Source organism: Selenomonas oralis (assembly GCF_051603425.1).
Classification (GTDB): Bacteria; Bacillota; Negativicutes; order Selenomonadales; family Selenomonadaceae; genus Selenomonas; species Selenomonas sputigena_A.
This window is the reverse complement of the sequence record NZ_CP194411.1, coordinates 709,971-728,442: the sequence shown is the minus strand read 5'-3', so window position 1 is coordinate 728,442 and position 18,472 is coordinate 709,971. Positions and strand designations below refer to the sequence as shown.

General features: G+C 56.3%; 12 protein-coding genes. 8 read left to right on the top strand and 4 right to left on the bottom strand.

Going from position 1 to position 18,472, the window contains the following annotated elements:
* Nucleotides 1-346: 346 nt before the first annotated feature.
* Together ACRTGH_RS03440 and ACRTGH_RS03435 are read right to left on the bottom strand one after the other, a co-directional pair.
* Nucleotides 347-577, bottom strand: a complete 231-nt coding sequence (locus ACRTGH_RS03440) for a glutaredoxin family protein (RefSeq protein ID WP_368846859.1) — start codon at nucleotides 575-577, stop codon at nucleotides 347-349.
* Nucleotides 571-1,509 (bottom strand): NAD(P)/FAD-dependent oxidoreductase, encoded by a 939-nt coding sequence (locus ACRTGH_RS03435; protein WP_368846860.1) that lies wholly within the window; start codon nucleotides 1,507-1,509, stop codon nucleotides 571-573. Before ACRTGH_RS03435 ends, ACRTGH_RS03440 begins: the two co-directional genes overlap by 7 nt.
* A 212-nt stretch (nucleotides 1,510-1,721) precedes the next feature.
* On the opposite strand from ACRTGH_RS03435, the gene ACRTGH_RS03430 reads away from it, so the two are divergent.
* Nucleotides 1,722-2,741, top strand: a complete 1,020-nt coding sequence (locus ACRTGH_RS03430; protein ID WP_368846861.1) for a NifB/NifX family molybdenum-iron cluster-binding protein — start codon at nucleotides 1,722-1,724, stop codon at nucleotides 2,739-2,741.
* A 117-nt stretch (nucleotides 2,742-2,858) separates the two neighbouring features.
* Nucleotides 2,859-3,641, top strand: coding sequence for a phosphotransferase (locus ACRTGH_RS03425; RefSeq protein ID WP_368846862.1), 783 nt, complete (start codon nucleotides 2,859-2,861; stop codon nucleotides 3,639-3,641).
* Nucleotides 3,642-3,708: 67 nt separating this feature from the next.
* Here the strand turns inward: ACRTGH_RS03425 and ACRTGH_RS03420 are convergent, their stop codons facing one another.
* Both ACRTGH_RS03420 and ACRTGH_RS03415 read right to left on the bottom strand, forming a co-directional pair.
* On the bottom strand, nucleotides 3,709-4,890 hold the full coding sequence (locus tag ACRTGH_RS03420; protein ID WP_368846863.1) for a multidrug effflux MFS transporter: 1,182 nt from the start codon (nucleotides 4,888-4,890) through the stop codon (nucleotides 3,709-3,711).
* Nucleotides 4,891-5,498: 608 nt separating this feature from the next.
* Nucleotides 5,499-6,977 (bottom strand): class I adenylate-forming enzyme family protein, encoded by a 1,479-nt coding sequence (locus ACRTGH_RS03415; RefSeq protein ID WP_368846864.1) that lies wholly within the window; start codon nucleotides 6,975-6,977, stop codon nucleotides 5,499-5,501.
* Between the two features lie 243 nt (nucleotides 6,978-7,220).
* On the opposite strand from ACRTGH_RS03415, the gene ACRTGH_RS03410 reads away from it, so the two are divergent.
* The 6 genes from ACRTGH_RS03410 (at nucleotide 7,221) to ACRTGH_RS03385 (ending at nucleotide 18,441) form a co-directional block, all read left to right on the top strand.
* On the top strand, nucleotides 7,221-8,249 hold the full coding sequence (locus tag ACRTGH_RS03410; RefSeq protein WP_368846865.1) for an ABC transporter substrate-binding protein: 1,029 nt from the start codon (nucleotides 7,221-7,223) through the stop codon (nucleotides 8,247-8,249).
* Between the two features lie 199 nt (nucleotides 8,250-8,448).
* Nucleotides 8,449-9,864, top strand: a complete 1,416-nt coding sequence (gene pyk / locus ACRTGH_RS03405; RefSeq protein WP_368846866.1) for a pyruvate kinase — start codon at nucleotides 8,449-8,451, stop codon at nucleotides 9,862-9,864.
* Between the two features lie 269 nt (nucleotides 9,865-10,133).
* Nucleotides 10,134-14,903 carry a hypothetical protein gene (locus tag ACRTGH_RS03400; RefSeq protein WP_368846867.1) on the top strand — a complete coding sequence of 1,590 codons (4,770 nt, stop codon included), beginning with the start codon at nucleotides 10,134-10,136 and terminating at the stop codon, nucleotides 14,901-14,903.
* The gene (locus ACRTGH_RS03395) at nucleotides 14,896-16,713 is read left to right on the top strand and encodes a hypothetical protein (RefSeq protein ID WP_368846868.1); all 1,818 of its coding nucleotides are present in this window, start codon (nucleotides 14,896-14,898) and stop codon (nucleotides 16,711-16,713) included. Before ACRTGH_RS03400 ends, ACRTGH_RS03395 begins: the two co-directional genes overlap by 8 nt.
* Before the next feature lie 623 nt (nucleotides 16,714-17,336).
* Nucleotides 17,337-17,552 (top strand): preprotein translocase subunit SecG, encoded by a 216-nt coding sequence (gene secG / locus ACRTGH_RS03390; protein WP_368847136.1) that lies wholly within the window; start codon nucleotides 17,337-17,339, stop codon nucleotides 17,550-17,552.
* A 145-nt stretch (nucleotides 17,553-17,697) separates the two neighbouring features.
* Entirely contained in the window at nucleotides 17,698-18,441 is a 744-nt protein-coding gene (locus ACRTGH_RS03385) for an alpha/beta hydrolase (RefSeq protein ID WP_368846869.1), read from the top strand.
* Nucleotides 18,442-18,472 lie beyond the last annotated feature (31 nt).

Sequence of the window (18,472 nt, the reverse complement as noted above, 5' to 3'; positions counted from 1 at the left end):
ACCCCAAGAAGTCAAGCCAAAGGCGCAGACTGATTGGCAGGGAAGCGCTGATAAAATGAAGTCCGTCAGATGGGTGCAGATTTTTCGTTCGATCAAGGAGACAAACCGGACGCATAGCGGGGCTATGCGGAGGATTTGTCGACGCGGAGCGAGCGGAAAAGATGCGCTGAGATGGCGGGCTGAATTTATCAGCGATTCCCCGGGTTTCTGTAAGGGCGGGGCACAATGTCCACGAAGTGGACGTTTGTGCGTGTAGCTTACCATGAAACCCCAAGAAGTCAAGCCAAAGGCGCAGTTCCCCTTCGGATATAAGAAAACCCCGCAGGAATTTGCGGGGTTTCTGCATTCAGATGCCGAGAAGCGCGTCGAGTTTGGCCTTGTCGAAGCTCACGACGAAGTCCTTGCCGTTGACGGTCGTGACGGGAACGATGAGGTCGCCGGAGATTTCCTGGCAGGCCTTCTTGTCCTCCTCGCTGTTTTCGATGTTGTGCTCCTCGTAGGGGATGTTCTTCGACTTCAGGTACTTCTTGACCTTGTCGCACCAAGGGCATTGGGTGATGGAATAAACTTTTACCATGATGTTTTACCTCCTGTGATGTACTTCTCGGCGAGCAGGGCGGCGGTTGTGCCGTCGGAAGCTGCCGTTGTCAGCTGGTGGATCTCCTTTTCGCGGATGTCGCCTGCGGCGAAAACGCCGGGAATCTTCGTGCGGCAGTCCTCGCCTGCGAGGATGTGACCGCGCTCGCTGAGCTCGATCTGCCCCTCGAAGAGGCGCGTGTTCGGCTGCACGCCGATGTTGACAAAGATGGCGTCGACGGCGACTTCGCGCGTCCGGCCGCTCTCCTTGTCGAAAAGCTCCATGGCGGCCAGTTTGCCGTCGCCCTTCAAAGCGCGGATTTCCGTTCCCAGCAGGATCTCGGCCTTGGGATTTTCGCGCAGGCGCTTCTGGGACACCTCGTCAGCGCGCAGCGTTGAGCGATGGACGAGGTAGAGCTTCTTTGCGTAGCGAGAGAGGAAGTTGGCCGCATCGACGGCTGCGTTGCCGCCGCCCATGACGGCGATGATCTTGTCCTGGTACATATGGCCGTCGCACAGCTCGCAGTAATGCACGCCGCGGTCGGCATATTTTGCCTCCTCGGGCAGCGGCAGTTTGCGGCGGCTCATGCCCGAGGCGATGATGACGACGGGGGTTTCGTAGATCGCGCCCTCTGTCTCGATTCGTTTCGGATCGCTTGTGAGATCGACTTTTTCGATGGCGTCGAATTCGTCCACGACAGCACCGAAGCTCTCCGCCTGTTGCTGGACGACCGCCATGAGGTCGCCGCCGGACACGCGCAGGAAGCCGGGATAGTTCTCAATGCCGGCGGCGTTCGCAATTTGGCCGCCGATGAGCGCGTTTTCGAGGACGAGCGTCCGGAAGTTCATGCGTCCTGCATAGAGTGCCGCCGTCAGGCCGGCCATGCCTGCGCCGATGATGATGACGTCTTTCTGTATCGTTTCTTTTGCCATAGGAATCACTCCTGACGTTTATGCGTGTAATTATATGTTGCTTCTTATAGAAAGAAAGTTCTTTGCGGAAGGCGAAAATCCTGCCGCAGGGAAGCAGGCATTCTTCCGGTTGACAGGTTCCTCCCGATCTGTTACTATAATAACAGAGTTACCGACATATGTCGATAACAATTGCGTAAAAATTTTTTATTTGTTTCCAGGAGGCGAAACGAATGCCAAGGCCGCGCAGGGGACGGCGCATCTGTGTGCATCCCGCTTATGAACGCTTTTCCCCCGAGGGATGTCCCGGCGGGGAGGCGGTGGTGCTGCTGCTTGAGGAGTACGAGTGCATCCGCAGCATCGACCATGACGGGCTCAAGCAGGAGGAATGCGCACGGCGCATGGATATCTCGCGCACGACCGTCGCCGAGATTTATGCCGCCGCACGGTATAAGCTGGCTGAGAGCCTTGTGCACGGCAGGCCGCTTGTAATCGAGGGCGGCTGCTATCGGCTTTGCGATTTTTCTGCGCCTTGCGGCAAATGCTGTCCGCGCGCCGAAGGTCGTCCCGGCTATTGCGTTTCGCTTCCCGTTGAGAAAGGAGAAGGAAAAATGAGAATTGCAGTCCCTTATGAAAACGGCCAGGTGTTTCAGCATTTCGGCCATGCACAGGAATTCAAGCTTTATGACATCGGGCAGGATGCCGTTGAGAAGGCGGAGGTCATCAGCGCGGCGGGCAGCGGTCATGGTGCGCTTGCCACACTTCTTGCGGACAATGGCGTTGACGCCCTGATTTGCGGCGGCATCGGCGCGGGCGCCATCCAGGCGCTCGGCGAGGCGGGCATCCGCGTTCATGCCGGCGTCAAGGGCGCAGCCGACGAGGCTGTTGAAGCGTATCTCGCGGGCACGCTCGTCTATACGGAAGAGGCGAACTGCGACCACCACGGGAAAGGTCATCATCACCATGGCGATGGGCAAGGTGAAGGCCACAGTGCGCACCATAGGCACGGCGAGAGCCATGAGCATGGTCAGGGCGAGGGCCGCTGTCCGCATCGCGGTCAGGGCGGCCACGGCCACGGCGGACCTAGCGGCCACGGCGGTCACGGTGGCCCCGGCGGACAGGGCGGTCCCGGCGGCCACGGCCGGCACGGGCAAGGCGGCCAGGGCGAAGGCGCGGCGCAGGGCGAGGGCCGCTGTCCGCATCGCGGCCAAGGCAAGGGCGGACATCACGGGCATGGACGCGGCCAGGGCTGAAGAAATCGGCGAAGGGGATGCCATACAGGCATCCCCTCTTTTCGTGCCAGGCGGCTGGACAGGTGTTTCGTGCGTTTGATATAATGAAGGAACATTGGCGAGAGAGGGGCTGTGCGCATGGACAGGAAGGCCGTTGTTTTGCAGGAGATGAAGAAAAGACCGGGGGAGAGGGTCTTTTCCTTTCTCCTTGCGGGAAAGCGCATCTGGGTCAAGCAGGCCGAGCATGTCTATCATGAGGCTTGGCTGCGCTTTGCCCGCCGTGCCTCGCTCCTGCTCGGCCTGGGGCTGTTGCAGCCGGGCGCTGATCCGAACGGTGCGCGCGCCGTCCGCTTTGAGGCGGGACGTCTCCGGCGTCTGCGGCGGCTTTCTCTGCCCGTGCCCGAGGTCTTTGCCTCGGGTGTGGACTGGCTGGCGCTTGTTGACTGCGGCAAGCCGCTCTCGAATGTTGTGCGCGATGCAGGACCGGCAGAGCGCGAGGAGGCTCTGCGCCAGGCGGCGGAAGCCCTTGCCGCTCTCCATGCGCATGGCCTGCACCATGGGCGTCCTGCGCTCAAGGACATGATGTGGGACGGCAGGCGCTCCTGGCTGCTCGACTTCGAGGACGGCGTGATCGTAGGGCTGCCGCGCGAAAAGCGCATAGCACGCGATGTGCTCCTCTTTCTGCAGAGCATCATGAAGGAGGCGGGGAAGGACGGACCGTCGCTGGCGCGTCCCGCCTTTGCCGCTTACAGGCAAAAAGCGCCTGCCAGCGCACGTGCCGCCGTCCTTTACTTTGGCGCGATGGACGGGCTGTTCACCTTCTTCCGCGTGTTCCTGCGCCATACGGGCAGCGACCTCGCAAGCGTCTATGAGGCTTTGCGTCTCCTGCGCGAGGAGCGCCAGGCCTTCCTGGGGCAATGACGTTCTATAGGATGTGATGCCGCCGCGCTGGCTGCTCCCTGATTTTCTGCGGGCAGCCTTGCGGCGGCTATCCTTTTGCGATGCGGCTGTAAAAGACGAAAAGGCCGAGCGCGTAGCCCGTCGTCATGATGATGGCCATGGGAAGCGCCGTATGGTCGCCGGCGATGCCGACGAGCGGCATCATGACGCCGCCGAGCACCATGGAGAAGAAGCCGATGAGCGCCGATGCCGCGCCGGCGTTCTTGCCCTGGCGGGAGAGTGCGAGGGAGAAGCTCGCCGTGCCCGTGACGGAAAGCGGCACGATTGTAAAAAAGAGGAGGAAGATGACGAGGGGGAGCGGCGGCCGCCCGAGGGAAAAGGCGGCGAGGAGCAGCGAGCTGCCTAGGAACGGCAGGATCAGGGAATACTTGAGCATGACGGTATCCTTCACGCGGCCGGCCAGCCTTGCGGGCAGGAGCCCCGAGAGGAAGAGCCCCGCGCCGATGCCGCCGAAGATCAGGCTGTAGGTCTGCGCGGAAACGCCGTAAATGTTCTGGAAAACGAAGGAGGAGCCGGAGATATAGGAGAAGAAGGCTGCAAAGACGAAGCACTGCAAGAGGCAGTGACCGAAGAAATAGCGGTCGTGCAGGAGCTTTGGGAAGGTCCGGAAGCTCTGCGCCATACCCGCTGCACGCTGTTCCTTGGGCAGGGTCTCGCGCGTCCCGAGCGTCCAGAGAGCCATGGTGACGCCGATGGCCGAGAGGACGGCAAAGATGATGTGCCAGGAGGAGAGGCGCAGGAGCTGGCCGCCGACGACAGGCGCGAGTATCGGCGCGAGGCCGTTTACGAGCATGAGGATGGCGAGGAAGCGCGTGAGCTCCACTCCTTCTGCGACATCGCGTGCAATGGCGCGTGCAATGACGATGCCGCTGGCTCCGGCGAAGCCCTGCAGGAAGCGCAGGGCCAGGAAAGGCTCGATGGAGTCGGAGAAGCAGCAGCCAAGGGAGACCGCGGCAAAGACGGCCATGCCGCAAAAAAGCGGCAGCCTGCGCCCGTGCATGTCGCTCAGGGGGCCGAGAAAAATCTGGCCGATTGCCATGCCGAGCATGGTCATCGTCAAGGTCATCTGTGCGAGCGAGGCCGTGGCGGAAAAGTCGGCAGCAAGTTCCGGCAGAGCCGGCAGGTACATATCGGTTGCCAAGGGAGCCATAGCAGACATTATGCCTAAAAAGGCAATCAAAGCAACGCGGCTTGTTTTTGACATTTGCATAAAGAGTACTTCTTTCCATAAAGTCTTCCATTTAAATACAGGAGAAAACAGGCTTTCCGGCGGAAAAATGTTTTACAGTCATAAAATATGATAAATCTCTATATATAGGGGTTGACTAAACCATCGTCCTATTATATAATGTAAACAAGAACATAAGGCTTCGCCGGACTCTCGGAGATGGGATATGGTGGATGCCGCCTAGGAACATCCTTCCCGGCTGGGGACAATAATTTGGGTGGATCTGAGGTTCGGAACTGACCTGTTGGAGAGTGCAGTACAGTTCGTACAAGTCGATGGCTTTCAGCAGCCCGCATCATTCCTTACAGTGATGCACGATGCACACGAAGCGGATCAAGCCGTTCTTGGTACCCGTTGGGAGGATGTTCCGTCCAGACCTTATTCTGTCATTCGCGCCGCCGTTCGCGGCGCATTTTTTTTGTTTGGATTGGCAGGAGAAGGGGCGTGGAGCCGAGAGGATTTGCGCCGCTTTCGGGAAAGCGTCAAGAAACGGGTCCATCCCATATCGGAATGGACCCGTTTTGTTTTGAACTTGCCGCATCCGTGCAGGCGGCGCAGTACAGCGAGGCATCTCCGCTGTCGTACGTTCCTCAGCCTTCCGCGCGGTATAGGCGGAGGATCTCGCGCTTGGCGATCTTGCCCGTCGAGGTGCGCGGCATCTCGGGAATCTGGCAGAACTCGCGCGGCACTTTATAGACGGCAAGATTTTTCTGCAGGAATTTCTTCAAGGTGCGCATGTCGACTTCCTCGTTCGCCTTGACCGTGTAATAACAGGCGCCGGCCTGGCCGCGCAGGGGATCGGGGATGCCGATGACGGCGGCGTCTTCGATGCCGGGGAAGGAGTAGACAAGCTCCTCGATCTCACGCGGGTAGACGTTCTCGCCCATGCTGATGATCATGTCCTTGAGGCGGTCGACGATGTAGACGAAGCCGTCCTCGTCCATGCGCGCGATATCGCCCGTATGGAGCCAGCCGTCTTTCAGCGCCTTTTCCGTGGCTTCCTGCTGGTTCCAGTAGCCTTTCATGACGGTTGGCCCTTTGACGAGCAGCTCACCCGCCATGCCGCGCGGCAGTTCCTTGCCGTCGGTGTTGGCGATGATGACCTTGATGCCGTCGAGGGCAGGCCCGATGGAGCCGGGACGGTAGTGGCGCGGTGCGTCCATCGTGACGATGGGCGAGGCCTCGGAGAGACCGTAGCCTTCGTATATGAGCAGCTTGAATTTCTCCATGTAAGCCGTGGCGATTTCCTGCGGCAGCGCCGTACCGCCGACGACGGTCAGGCGCAGGCTCTGCAGATCCTCCTTGGCGGCCTGGCGCGTCAGGATGGCACAGACGGACGGCACGACGTACATGGTCGTGACCTTCTCCTCGCGGATGGCGCGGATCGTCTCCTTGGGCATGAAGCCGTTGACGATGACGATGGTGCCGCCGGCGCAGAGCGTCGAGAGAATGGAGCACGTCCAGGCGAAGCAGTGGTACATCGGCAGCACGCATAGGACGTTGTCGTCCCGTGTGATGCCCAGATGATCGACGACCTGGCGCGCGTTCACGCATTGGTTCTTGTGGCTCAGGACGGCGCCCTTCGGTGCGCCCGTCGTGCCCGAGGTGTAGATGATGACACAGGGATTTTCCGGTGAAAAGATGCGCGGCAGTTCCGGCGCCGGCATGGCGTTTGCGGGTTTCAGCGCATCGAGCAGGGGGAGCTGGCGGAGCTCGCCGCCGTAGCCCTGCTGTCCAAGGTGGGACTCCAGCGGCAGCTCCTTCTCCGTCACGAGATAGCGGACGCCGGCGTCCTTGATGATGTAAGCGACCTCGCGCACGCTGAGCTGGTAGTTGAGCGGAACGGCGACGGCGCCGAGCGAGTTCACCGCCAGGTAGGAGATGAGAAGCTCGGTACGGTTATGGGAAAAAAGTGCGACATGATCATGTGCGCGCACGCCGGCTTCATAAAGGCGGTCGCGCGAGGCGCGCAGGCTCTCGCGAAGCTCGTCGTAAGTGATGCGGCGGCCGCGGTCAACGACAGCGATATCCTCGCCGCGCCCGTATTGCAGGATTTCGTGGAGTAGCATGAAACACATCCTTTGTCTTTGTCTGGGAAGGCCTTGCGGCAGTTTCCCGCTAACATTGCTCATAGGTGAATTTTAAGGCCAAAAGACGCATAAGTCAATCAAAATTGCATTGCGGCAATTGACAAAAAGAGGGTTCAATGCTAAATTTAAGATAGTATTAAGTTATGCCTTGAATAGTATGCGTTTATGCTTTCGGGGGAAACGTCAGATTCTGGCAAGGTATGGGAAAAGGGGCGGACAATTATGAAGAAAATCTTTGCCCTGCTGCTCGCGGCGCTCTTTGCGCTTGCAGCGGCGGGATGCGCCACGGGAGAACAGGATACGAGCAAGGTCGGCAGTGCGGAGCCCGGCTCCGGCAACCGGAAGATCACGATGGGCTTTGCGCAGATCGGCGAGCAGTCCACCTGGCGCGCAGCACATTCGGCATCGATCAAGCAGGCGGCTGAGGATGCAGGCATCGAGCTGCAGTTTTCCAATGCGGAGCTCAAGCAGGAAAACCAGATACGGGCAATCCGTTCTTTCATTGCCCAGAAGGTCGATATCATCGCCTTTTCCCCCATTGTGTCGACGGGCTGGGATGAGGTGCTGAAAGAGGCCAAGGAGGCCAAGATTCCTGTCATCGTCGTCGACCGCGACGTCCAGACGAACGACGAGAGCCTTTACGTGATGCGCATCGGCACGGATTCCGTGCGCGAGGGGCGCGAGGCTTTCCGCTGGCTTGACGGCTATGTGGAGAGGACGGGCAGGAAGCCGCGCGACGGCGGCGCAAAGCTCAATATCGCCGAGATCGAGGGCCCGACGGGATCGTCTGTCGTTGTCCGCCGTGATACGGGCTTCCGCGATGAGATGACAAACTCCCCCAACAAGGAGAAGTACGAGATCCTTGTGACGCAGAATTCGACCTTCACGAAGGAGGGCGGCCGCCAGGTCATGGAAGCCATCCTCAAGAATCACAAGGACAAGATTGATATCCTTTTCGCGCAGAACGACGATATGGCTCTGGGAGCGATCGAGGCCATCGAAGCCGTCGGACTGAAGCCCGGGCAGGACATCGTAATTGTTTCCTGCGACGGCACGCGCGCCATTTTCCAAGCCATGATCGAAGGCAAGAGCAACTGCACGGTTGAGGGCAATCCGCTGCAGGGCCCGCTGGTGATGGAAATGGCGAAGAAGGTTCTGGCCGGAGAAAAGGTCGAGCGTTCCGTGTTCGTCGGGGATAACGTCTACCCGGCGGAAATCGCGCCGATGGCAATCCAGGAAAGAAAGTATTGAGGACAGGGGGAAGGTTTTGACGGCCTTCCCTTTTTGCCGTTTGGAAAAGGCGGGGCGGGATGCCCCCTTTGGACTTGTCGCGCTTGGGATTTAGTAGTACAATATTAAGCAGTAAGGAAGGGGTTGCTTCCTGCCTGCGCTTTTGCCGCAGGCAGGAACTTCGTCTGGACATCTGGACAGATGGTATGGAGGATGAATTATGTTCAAAAAAACAAAGATTATCTGCACACAAGGTCCTTCGACGGACGCGCCGGGAATGGTGGAGAAGCTGATCGAGAACGGCATGAATGTCGCGCGCTTCAATTTTTCCCATGGCACGCATGAGGAACATCTGACGCGCATCAATCGTGTGCGCGAGGCGGCGAAGAAGACGGGGCAGGTGGTATCGCTGCTGCTCGACACGAAGGGGCCGGAGATGCGCCTGGGCGAGTTCAAGGACGGCTCTGTCATGCTGGAGGCGGGCAAGCCTTTCCTGCTGACCTATGACGATGCGCCGGGCGATGAAACGAAGTGCTCGGTCAATCACAAGAAGCTTTATACCGAAGTCAAGCCGGGCGACAAGCTGCTTCTCTCCGACGGGCTTGTCGAGCTCAAGGTCGAGAAGATCCAGGGCAAGGACATCGTGACGACGATCCTGAACTCGGGCAAGATGAGCACGAGGAAGCGCGTCGCGGCGCCGGGCGTCCCGCTCGGGTTGCCGCCGATCTCGGAGCAGGACAAGAACGACATCCTCTTCGGCATCGAGCAGGACATGGACTTCATTGCCGCCTCTTTCATCCAGCGCGCGGACGACGTCAAGGAGATCCGCAAGCTGCTCGATGAGCACGGCGGCAGGATGGAGATTTACCCGAAGATCGAGAACTTGGAAGGTGTGAAGAATTTCGACTCCATCCTCGAGGTTTCGGATGGCATCATGGTCGCGCGCGGCGATCTCGGCGTCGAGATTCCGGCAGAGGACGTGCCGCTGATCCAGAAGGAGATCATCGCGAAATGCAACAAGGTCGGCAAGCCGGTCATCGTTGCGACGCAGATGCTCGAGTCGATGACGACGAATCCGCGCCCGACGCGTGCCGAGGCTTCGGATGTCGCAAACGCCATCCTGGACGGCACGGACGCCATCATGCTTTCGGGCGAGACGGCAAGCGGCGATTATCCGGCGGAGGCTGTCGAGACGATGGCGACGATCGCGCAGCGCATCGAATCCTCGCTGCACTACAAGAAGATGTATCAGGGCACGGGTCTGCAGGAGCTCAGATCCCGCACGCGTGCCGTGGCGCATGCGACGGTGCAGATGGCCATGGAGCTCAATGCCGATGCGATCATCACGCCGACGGTCAGCGGCTACACGGCGCGCATCATCTCGCACTACCGCCCGAAATCCCTGATCGTCGCCTATACGCCCGATGAGAAGGCGATGCGTCAGCTGAACCTGCGCTGGGGCGTCTACCCGATCAAAGCGGCGGGAATCTGGCCCGACGAGGGTGAGATGCTTGCGAATGCGACGGCGTCGGCGGTCGAAAAGGGCTGTGTCAAGCGCGGCGACCTGACGATCATCACTTCGGGCATCAAATCTGAAGAAGGAAATACGAACGCGATTCGCGTCTATACGATTTGACGGTTTGAAGAAAAAAAGACTGGCGCATGAGTCTGATTTGGCTCATGCGCCGTTTTTTCGTCGGCAGGAGGCAAACGGCGCATATCTTTATGTTTTTGCAGAGTCGGTGCGGATCGTGCCGGCAGGGGCAGCAGGATTTATACATCTTTAATCGAAATAGTACGGAGTATTGCAAAAACCGCTTGAAAGCGCTGAAGAAGCAGCTGCCGTGCTGAACGCAGCGGCATTTTTACAGGGATTTTTTTTGTGATGATGCGAGGGGAAGCACCATGTCAGTGAAGACGAATTTTTTGGCCGAGGCAAAAATCGGGAAGACCGTAGAGATCATGATCGGGACAAAGGAGATCCGGGGCACTGTGGTTGCCGTGGATCTCGATTCCGTGCAGGTGCAAAGGGAAAATGGTCAAAACGCAACGGTCGCGCTGGATATGATTTCGTTCTACGAGTTCGGCAATCCGGAGGAATCTGCGGGGATGGAGCAGGCGCAAAGCCCGGAAGGGGCAGAGAAGCCGCCGACGGGAGAGGCGGAAGCAGCAAAAGATCGTGTGGCGGTCTCTGCAGCGGCAGGAGAAAAGGCGCGGCCGCAGCTCGTATCTGCAAACGATAGCCTGTTGGAGAAACTGGCGGCGCGAGGCGTGAAATATTTTTCCAAAATGTCTGTGCCGTCCGTGCGAGGCTACAGAGAATTTGCCATGGAAAGGGAAGGGCATGTGGGAGCCTCTGAACTGCTTGCCGTTGCCGACAGTCTGGATTATGCTATGTTGAAGCTGCATGAAACCTCGCCGGCGGACTACAAGATTCAGGAAAATATTACAAAGCTGAAAAGGCTTATGCGATTGTCCGCGCGCAAAGAAAATGCAAAGGCGGCGGCCAATATGCTGGCCGCTCTTTATGGGCAGTGCAAGTGTGAAAAACTTGCGTTGGATGTCTACAGCAAGGAAAATGGCGACAACGTATCCGCGTTCGCCGTTGCCGAGAGCATTCGGCAGGAAGAGGCGATGCTGCTTTTCGCTTGCAGGCACTTCATGAATGATTCCAGGCTTCGGCCCTATATCGTATATTATTTGCTCCGCAGCATGATAGCGAATGCAGATTATTCCCTGCTGACCAAGCTCAACGTCCGCGAAGCGACGGGTGGGAATGTGCATGGCTGGCTTGCGCTGCTGAAGGGTGTTTTGCTGTCCTGCGGCCTTGCGTACCCGGAGGAAACGGATGGGACGGCATCTCCGGAAGCGTTGCAGCAGCTGCTCCGGTTGTTTTATGCGCAAAACATCAAGACAAATACGGGCATGCTCGGCTATCTGCCTGCCGTGCATAAGCAGGAAAAACCGACGGTGGAATGCCCGACTTATATGAAAGCCAGGGAAGCGAGGGAAGAGAAACGCTTCCAGGCGGCGGAAGATCTCTTCATTGAAGCCATCCGCAGGAAAGAGCGCCCCGGCGGCGCCGCTGCCGATCTGGTCAGCCTGATGATGCAGCGGCATTTATGGGATCGCGCTGCAAAGTACCTGGAGCAGTACGGTGCGCTGTATATGCGGGAAGAGGCCTACGAAAACATGAAGAAGCAGATCGCCGTCGTCCTGCCGCGGTATCCGAAAAGCGTTTCCCGCAATGAGACGAAAGGGGAGATCGATTATTTTCTGCTGGCGCAAAAAACAGATATCGAGGACAAGGATCCGCAGAGAGCCATTACCTTTTATAAAGAGGCGATAAAGCAGCGGCAAAGATTGGCGAGCAGCGTGCCCAATCTGGCTTCCCTATATGCGCGCCTGCAAATGTATGCGGAGGCATTGGCATTGTTGGACGAGCATGGCGAACGGGCCATGGAAAGAAAAGCGTATTTGAATCTGCGGATTTCCATACTGTTCAAGGCAAAAAAGCCAGCCTACAAGCAGGATATCCTAGATACCTATGCGGCTCTTTTGGGGATGACGGCTTCCGGGGAAAAAAAGGCGGAGCTGTATTTTTCTGAGGCTTATCTTTTCAGCCAGATCGGCGAATACCGAGAGACGATCCGATTTTTTACGCAATGCCTGCAAAGGATAGAAGGCGGTTTCTATCAGGACGAGGAAAGGCGGCAGAGGCAAAAACTCAACGCCTTGATGGGCATATGCAAGGCCTGGTTCAAATTGGGGGATGTGGAGCAGTCCAAGGAGTATGCAAATCAAATCCTGCGGCTGCAGCCGCAGAATGAATTGGCGCAGTCCGTCATCAAGGGAGAATTCAAGGAAAATGAGGATCTCTCCAATGTGGATTTGGTGGAAGAAGCGATCGGCATCGCGAAAATATCCGGCTATATTTTACAAAAAATCGAAGGGCTGAGCCTTGAAAACGAATTGAAGAAACAGAAAGTGATAAAAGAAGGCGTTTTCGTAGGAAAGGAGGCTGAAGGCCGCAGGATTATTGAAGCGATAATCCTTATACAAGTGGAAGCGAGTGTAAATGAAGGGATTCGAAGCAATAACTATTTTGTCGTGGCCAAACTCATGCGCCAGATCCTGGATTCGGGGGAGGAAATCAAAGAGGCGACGTTCTTTAATGAAGAAGAGTATCAGGCTTATGTTGCGATAGGAACGTATTTTTACGGCAATTACAGGCTCCTTCGCAACGATCTTGCGGATAATTTTGATACGGCGAGGTATTGCTTTTTCGAAGCGTATTCCATGGCGCAGGATATAAAGAACGCTTATAGATGCTGGGCGCTCTCGACCATTTGTTACATCCAGACCTATTTTTATCCCAAGACGAAAATTCGGAAAAAAAGTGGCAGTCTGTATTATATGTATTATAACTTGGAAGATCGCAAAGAGTTCGACAAAGCGTTCCAGATGAGCATTGAGGAAGCCTTCCAAGCCGATATTCGTACATCGATCGAAGAGTTTACGGCGGGCATGCTGGAGCTGACAACGTATAATTCCCGGGCAAAGAATTTTATCCTGGAGAAAATCCAAAACCATGCGCAGTTCGGCCGCGTTCTGGATGTCGTATCGGGAATCGTTGCGGAAACGATTCCCGATACGATCCATGCCGAAGCGTTCGCGCAGCTGTGGAACAAGGCGGCAAAGGTCTATTACGAGATGCGCAGGACGTTTTCGCACATGCTGGAAAATATGATGGACGATGTGTTTTCGATCGGACAGCTGCAGGAATGGTATGAAAAGTTTAACGACAATAGGTACTTGTCTTATCTGGGGTATACGGATTCCGCCTATATCGCGGATTTGCGGAAGATCTTCGCCGCCTTGCTGCGTTACAATGAGATATCCGATTTCGATTACAAGGCGGAGATGCTCGGCAAAGCGGACGAGGCCCGCAGGCATCTTGAGGAGAAAATCCGTGAGTATCCCACGGCGCTCGGTTATGAAGCGCTCCTGCCAAGACTGGCGCAGCTGCAGGGAAAGATCATCACGGAATCCGAACAGCTCTACGGCAATGCCGAGCCGGATATTTCCGTGGGCCTGTCGGGAGACTGCTCCGTCGATGAAGAGAATCTTTTGGTGAGCGTGCCCATCGCCTTTACGAACAAGAACAATGTCCAGACGGCGGACAATGTATCCGTCAGGATTTGGAGCGATAACGCCGATATCGTGCAGGACGAGCAGTTGTCCAAATGGCTGCTGCCGGGCAACGGCAAGGCGGAGGAAAAGATCTTTGAATTCAAAGTGACGCCGGAGGTCATACGGAACAAGACGTTTTCCGTCCAGGTGGCGATTCAGTACCAATACAAGAAGAATATGACGGAGTTTCAGGACGGCGCACTGGAAACGGTGCTCTCGATCCCGCTTTACAGCGAAGCGGTATTCCAGCCCATCGAAAACGCGTTTGAGCCGTATCGGAACGGCTCGGAAGTAAAAGATCCTGCGATGTTTTACGGCAGGGAAAAGGATATCGAGGATATCATCCGCCAGATCAGCGATGCGTCCGGCGCTGTCCTGCAGGGACGCTGCCTGGCGCTTTACGGGCAGACAAGGACGGGGAAATCGTCCCTCCTCTACCATCTGGAGAAGCGCTTGCGGGAGCTGGATCCGCAAAGGAATATCATCATCAATATCGGGAGCATCGGCGAAGAAGATCTGACGGGGGATGACATTACGGAATTCCTCTATACGATTTTGGATGGCCTGCGGCATGAAGTCGGCAGCCGGCATCCTCGCCTGAAGGAGATGCTGGAAGCTGCCGGCGTGGAAATAGATCCGGATCGGCTCCTGGAATCGCAGGAGCGCGCGCAGCTGTACTTCAACAATGCGTTCAAAGGCATCCGCCGCGTTTTGGAAACGGCGCAGGAGAAGTATAACATCATCGTGATGATCGATGAGTTTACCTATATTTACGATTGGATACGCCGGGGAACCATGACGGATCGCATCATGAAATTTTGGAAGGCATTCATCCAGAACAACGGCATCTTTGCGGTCATCATCGGGCAGGATCATATGATGCGGTTTATTGAGGAAAAGCAATTCACCAATGATTTCGGCTCGACCGATTTGTGGAAGGTTACCTATCTGACGGAAGAATACGCGAAAAAACTCATGGACGAGCCCATCCAGCTGCTCGATGAAAACGGCGAGGCAATGAGCCGATACAAGCCGGAGGCGCTCGATCGCCTGTATGAACTGACCGCCGGCAGCGCGTTCTTGATCATGAATCTTTGCGCGGGGCTCGTGGATTATCTGAATCAAACGCATACCGTATTTGTTACGCGGGCGCATGTCGAAGATTATTTGAAAAAGAACCTGTCCGCGTTTGAGGAAGCACGCTTTTTTGAGCCGCAGTATGACGATAAGAGCAGAGTCGATTCGGATGCGGCCAACCGGGAGAACAAGCGTATCCTCCACAGGATTGCCCAGCTTTCCGGCAAAAAGGAGTGGACGCCGCTCAAAAGCGTGATCGAGCGGGAAGGGGATTTCGAGCTTCTGGAGGCTTTGGAACAGAGGGATGTCGTCATCATCCAGGGACGGGAACGGTGCAAGATCAAGGTGGCTTTGTACAAGGAATGGATCATTGAAAAATATGGCTTGGAGGTAGCACATGGATAATATATTCCAAATCGGAGGGCAGGCCGCCGGCAGCTCGTTTATTGGGCGCAAAACCTTCGTCGGGAATTTGCGGAAGAACTTCCTGGACGGACAGGTGCGCATGGCGAAATCGTTCGTTGGACTCACGCGGATCGGCAAGACGTCCGCTGTTGCGAAAGCCTTTGAGGATGTACCGAAGGATGTTCTTTACATCTACGAGAATCTCAATGAATGGGGCAGCTATATCGAGATCTGGCAGGATATCTGCTGCGAGATCCGGAGATACTTGCTGCAGCGCGGGGAACTGGATGCCGAGGTTGGAACGTATCTCTCCTCCATGGAGGACGAGGCGCTGAAATGGATTGTCTTTTCGCGCAATATCAAGAGAATCTTTGAATACCTTGCTGGGCAGGAAATAAAAACCATCCTGGTCTTGGACGAATTTGACAATGCGGCCACTCTTTTCGAAAAGGAGACGAAATACTTCGAGCTGTTTCGCACGCTATTTTCCTCAAGCAAGTTCCATGTGTTCGCCATTACGATTTCACGCCGCAATCTCTATACGATCGAGGAAGCTACTTACCAAAGCTCCACGTTCCACGGGGTTTTGGACATCGTTCCCTTCAAGGGATTCGATGCGGCGGATATGGCGGAGTACTTTGCTGTTTTCGAGCGGCAGGGCATTGGTTTGAATGAGGAACAAAAAGAAAAAATCATTTATTATGCAGGAAACCTGCCGTATCTTCTCTCCGTCATGGGGCATTACATCATGGAAGCGGCGGAGGCGGGGGAAGCGATCGATATTGACAGTATTTTCCTGAACCGCTGCAAGACGATCAATGATTACTATCGAGACTGCCTCAAACATCTGGAACGCGACGGCGACCTGAAGCGGATTGTGCCGTTTATTGTCGGCCCGAATATCGGCGTGACGCAGAACGATAAGGATGAGCTGTTCAACCTGGGCTATTTTCGGGAAGAGAACGGTGAGCTTATTGCCATTGCGAAATATTTCGCTGATTTTCTCTCCGCCAATATGGTCTCCTTGAGCATTTGGGATAATATTATCGGTTTGGAGAAGAAACTGAAGCTGCTCATTGAGAAGGAACTTCCCGCACTGGTAAGACGGTATCAGGCGGGAGGGGACAATGCCCTCGATATCCAGTGCGCTATTCTGAGAGGGACGGAGGAAATCAGCCGGGGCGATCTTATGCGTTATGATGCTTTCATTGCGAACAACAAGAAGGTATTCAATATCGACAGCACTTACCTTGACGTCATGTCCATGGCGGATGCCGTGAAAATCCTCAAGGCGAATTGGCAGGAGATTTTCTCCAAATACTTTGGCAATGCGCTTTTTTCTGCCCTGGAACATAAATTTGCTAAGTGCGTCATGGCGCGCAATCCGGTTGCCCATGGACACGAGGAGTATCTGACAGAGCTGGACAAAAGGGAAGTGGATGTGTTCTGTAAACAGTTTTTTGACCTGCTTTCCGGCGCTGGCTGTGAGATGGGAGAACCGGAGGAGTCCTATGTGGAGGTGGCGAAAAACTTCCCTGCCGATACGATTGAGACAGCGAAGCTGGAGCCTTTTGAAAAACCGCCGCAGAGCTTGTTGAATCAAAAGGTCAGGATCTATGTGTTTGAGAAGGGGAGCCGTAAAAACCTTCGCTGCCGTGTGGAAGGAAAATACCTTGGGACAATCTCCCAAACCTATTTGGCAGGAAGAAACCTCGACGACTTCATCGGCAAGACGTTTGAAGGAACCGTGGAGAGGGTGGATGAGGAAAGGGTAGGGATTGTCTTGGGGCAGCCGGCACCTACGGCTTGACTTCTTGGGCTTTCATGGTAAACTACACGCACAAACGTCCACTTTTTGGACATTGTGCGCCGCCCTTACATGAAATACGGGGAAGCGCTGATAAATTCAGCCCGCCATCTCAGTGCATCTTTTCCGCTCGCTCCGCGTCGACAAATCCTCCGCATAGCCCCGCTATGCGTCCGGTTTGTCTCCTTGCTTGAACGAAAAATCTGCCCCGATCTGACGGACTTCATTTTATCAGCGCTTCCCCTCCAATCAGTCAGCGCCCTTCGGGCTTGACTTCTTGGGCTTTCATGGTAAACTACACGCACAAACGTCCACCTTGTGGACATTGTGCGCCGCCCTTACATGAAATATGGGGAAGTGCTGATAAATTCAGCCCGCCATCTCAGTGCATCTTTTCCGCTCGCTCCGCGTCGACAAATCCTCCGCATAGCCACGCTATGCGTCCGGTTTGTCTCCTTGATCGAACGAAAAATCTGCCCCGATCTGACGGACTTCATTTTATCAGCGCTTCCCCTCCAATCAGTCAGCGCCCTTCGGGCTTGACTTCTTGGGCTTTCATGGTACAATAAACAAAGAATGGATGGGCTTTTGCGGCGGAGGAGGTTCGCTTTTTGCTTACGTTTTTGATGGTGCTTGATGCGGTCGTTGCCATACTTTTGATCGTTTCCGTATTGGCGCAGGAGCCGAAGTCGGCTGGTATGGGCGGCTTTGACGGCGGCGGTGGAGATACGGTTTTCAGCGCCAAGGCGCGCGGCATGGATGCGCTTTTGGCGCGTGTCACGGTTGTTTTGGCGGTGCTTTTCGGCACGATAACGGTTGTGATTGCCAAGATGACGATGTGATGCGGCGGCTTTCCGGCGAAATGGCGCGTATTCCGCTTCGCATGGTTTGTTGGCTGCTCGACGGACGCCCGGCAGAGAAAGCCGGGCGTTTCTTTCTATAGGACGGCGGTTTTCGCGGACGGTGCGTATGGAAAGGAGGAGGGCGATGATCATCGAAGGAGCGGAGCCGTTCCTCCTCCCCGGAGGGCCGTATGGCGTACTGCTGCTGCACGGTTTTACGGGGATGCCGCCGGAGATGGCGCTTCTGGGCGAGGCGCTGCACCGTGCGGGGCATACCGTGCTCTGCCCGCGCCTGGCCGGGCATGGCACCACGCCTGAGGATATGGAGCATACGGACGCCGAGGACTGGTACGATTCAGCGATGGACGGCTATGCGCTTTTGACGGGGCTGACGAAGCGCATAGCCGTCATCGGGCATTCTATGGGAGCTTTGCTCGCCCTGCGCCTGGCGGCGGAAAAGCCGGTGGAGCGTGTCGTGACGCTTGCCGCGCCGATCTTCGTCGCCGAGGGACGCGGCTTGAGATACTTGCCGCCGCGTACGGAATCCATCGGCAGGTTCCATCCGAAATTGCGCCATTACTTGCGCGATGTGCCGGCTCTTTGCAATCTCACTTACAAGAAGATGCCGCTCGTCGCCGTGCATGAACTCGTCGGCCTTATCGAGCGGGTGAAGGCGCTTTTGCCCGCTGTCCGCGTGCCGCTCCTGTTGGTTCATTCGCTGCATGACCGTACGGCGCGCAGGGACAGCCTGCATTATATCTATGACCGCGTGGGTTCACAGCACAAGGAGGTCCTCTGGCTCGTGCGTTCGGGGCATCGCGTGATGCTCGATGCCGAGCGCGGGACGGTGTTTCGGCAGGTGACGGCATTTTTACGGAATCACGGATGAAGAGCGGGCGGGAAAGATGCGCCAAGATGGA

Coding starts and splice junctions, on each gene's coding strand:
- ACRTGH_RS03440 (WP_368846859.1), bottom strand. CDS start 577: ATGGTAAAAGTTTATTCCATCACCCAATGCCCTTGGTGCGACAAGGTC.
- ACRTGH_RS03435 (WP_368846860.1), bottom strand. CDS start 1,509: ATGGCAAAAGAAACGATACAGAAAGACGTCATCATCATCGGCGCAGGC.
- ACRTGH_RS03430 (WP_368846861.1), top strand. CDS start 1,722: ATGCCAAGGCCGCGCAGGGGACGGCGCATCTGTGTGCATCCCGCTTAT.
- ACRTGH_RS03425 (WP_368846862.1), top strand. CDS start 2,859: ATGGACAGGAAGGCCGTTGTTTTGCAGGAGATGAAGAAAAGACCGGGG.
- ACRTGH_RS03420 (WP_368846863.1), bottom strand. CDS start 4,890: ATGCAAATGTCAAAAACAAGCCGCGTTGCTTTGATTGCCTTTTTAGGC.
- ACRTGH_RS03415 (WP_368846864.1), bottom strand. CDS start 6,977: ATGCTACTCCACGAAATCCTGCAATACGGGCGCGGCGAGGATATCGCT.
- ACRTGH_RS03410 (WP_368846865.1), top strand. CDS start 7,221: ATGAAGAAAATCTTTGCCCTGCTGCTCGCGGCGCTCTTTGCGCTTGCA.
- pyk (WP_368846866.1), top strand. CDS start 8,449: ATGTTCAAAAAAACAAAGATTATCTGCACACAAGGTCCTTCGACGGAC.
- ACRTGH_RS03400 (WP_368846867.1), top strand. CDS start 10,134: ATGTCAGTGAAGACGAATTTTTTGGCCGAGGCAAAAATCGGGAAGACC.
- ACRTGH_RS03395 (WP_368846868.1), top strand. CDS start 14,896: ATGGATAATATATTCCAAATCGGAGGGCAGGCCGCCGGCAGCTCGTTT.
- secG (WP_368847136.1), top strand. CDS start 17,337: ATGGTGCTTGATGCGGTCGTTGCCATACTTTTGATCGTTTCCGTATTG.
- ACRTGH_RS03385 (WP_368846869.1), top strand. CDS start 17,698: ATGATCATCGAAGGAGCGGAGCCGTTCCTCCTCCCCGGAGGGCCGTAT.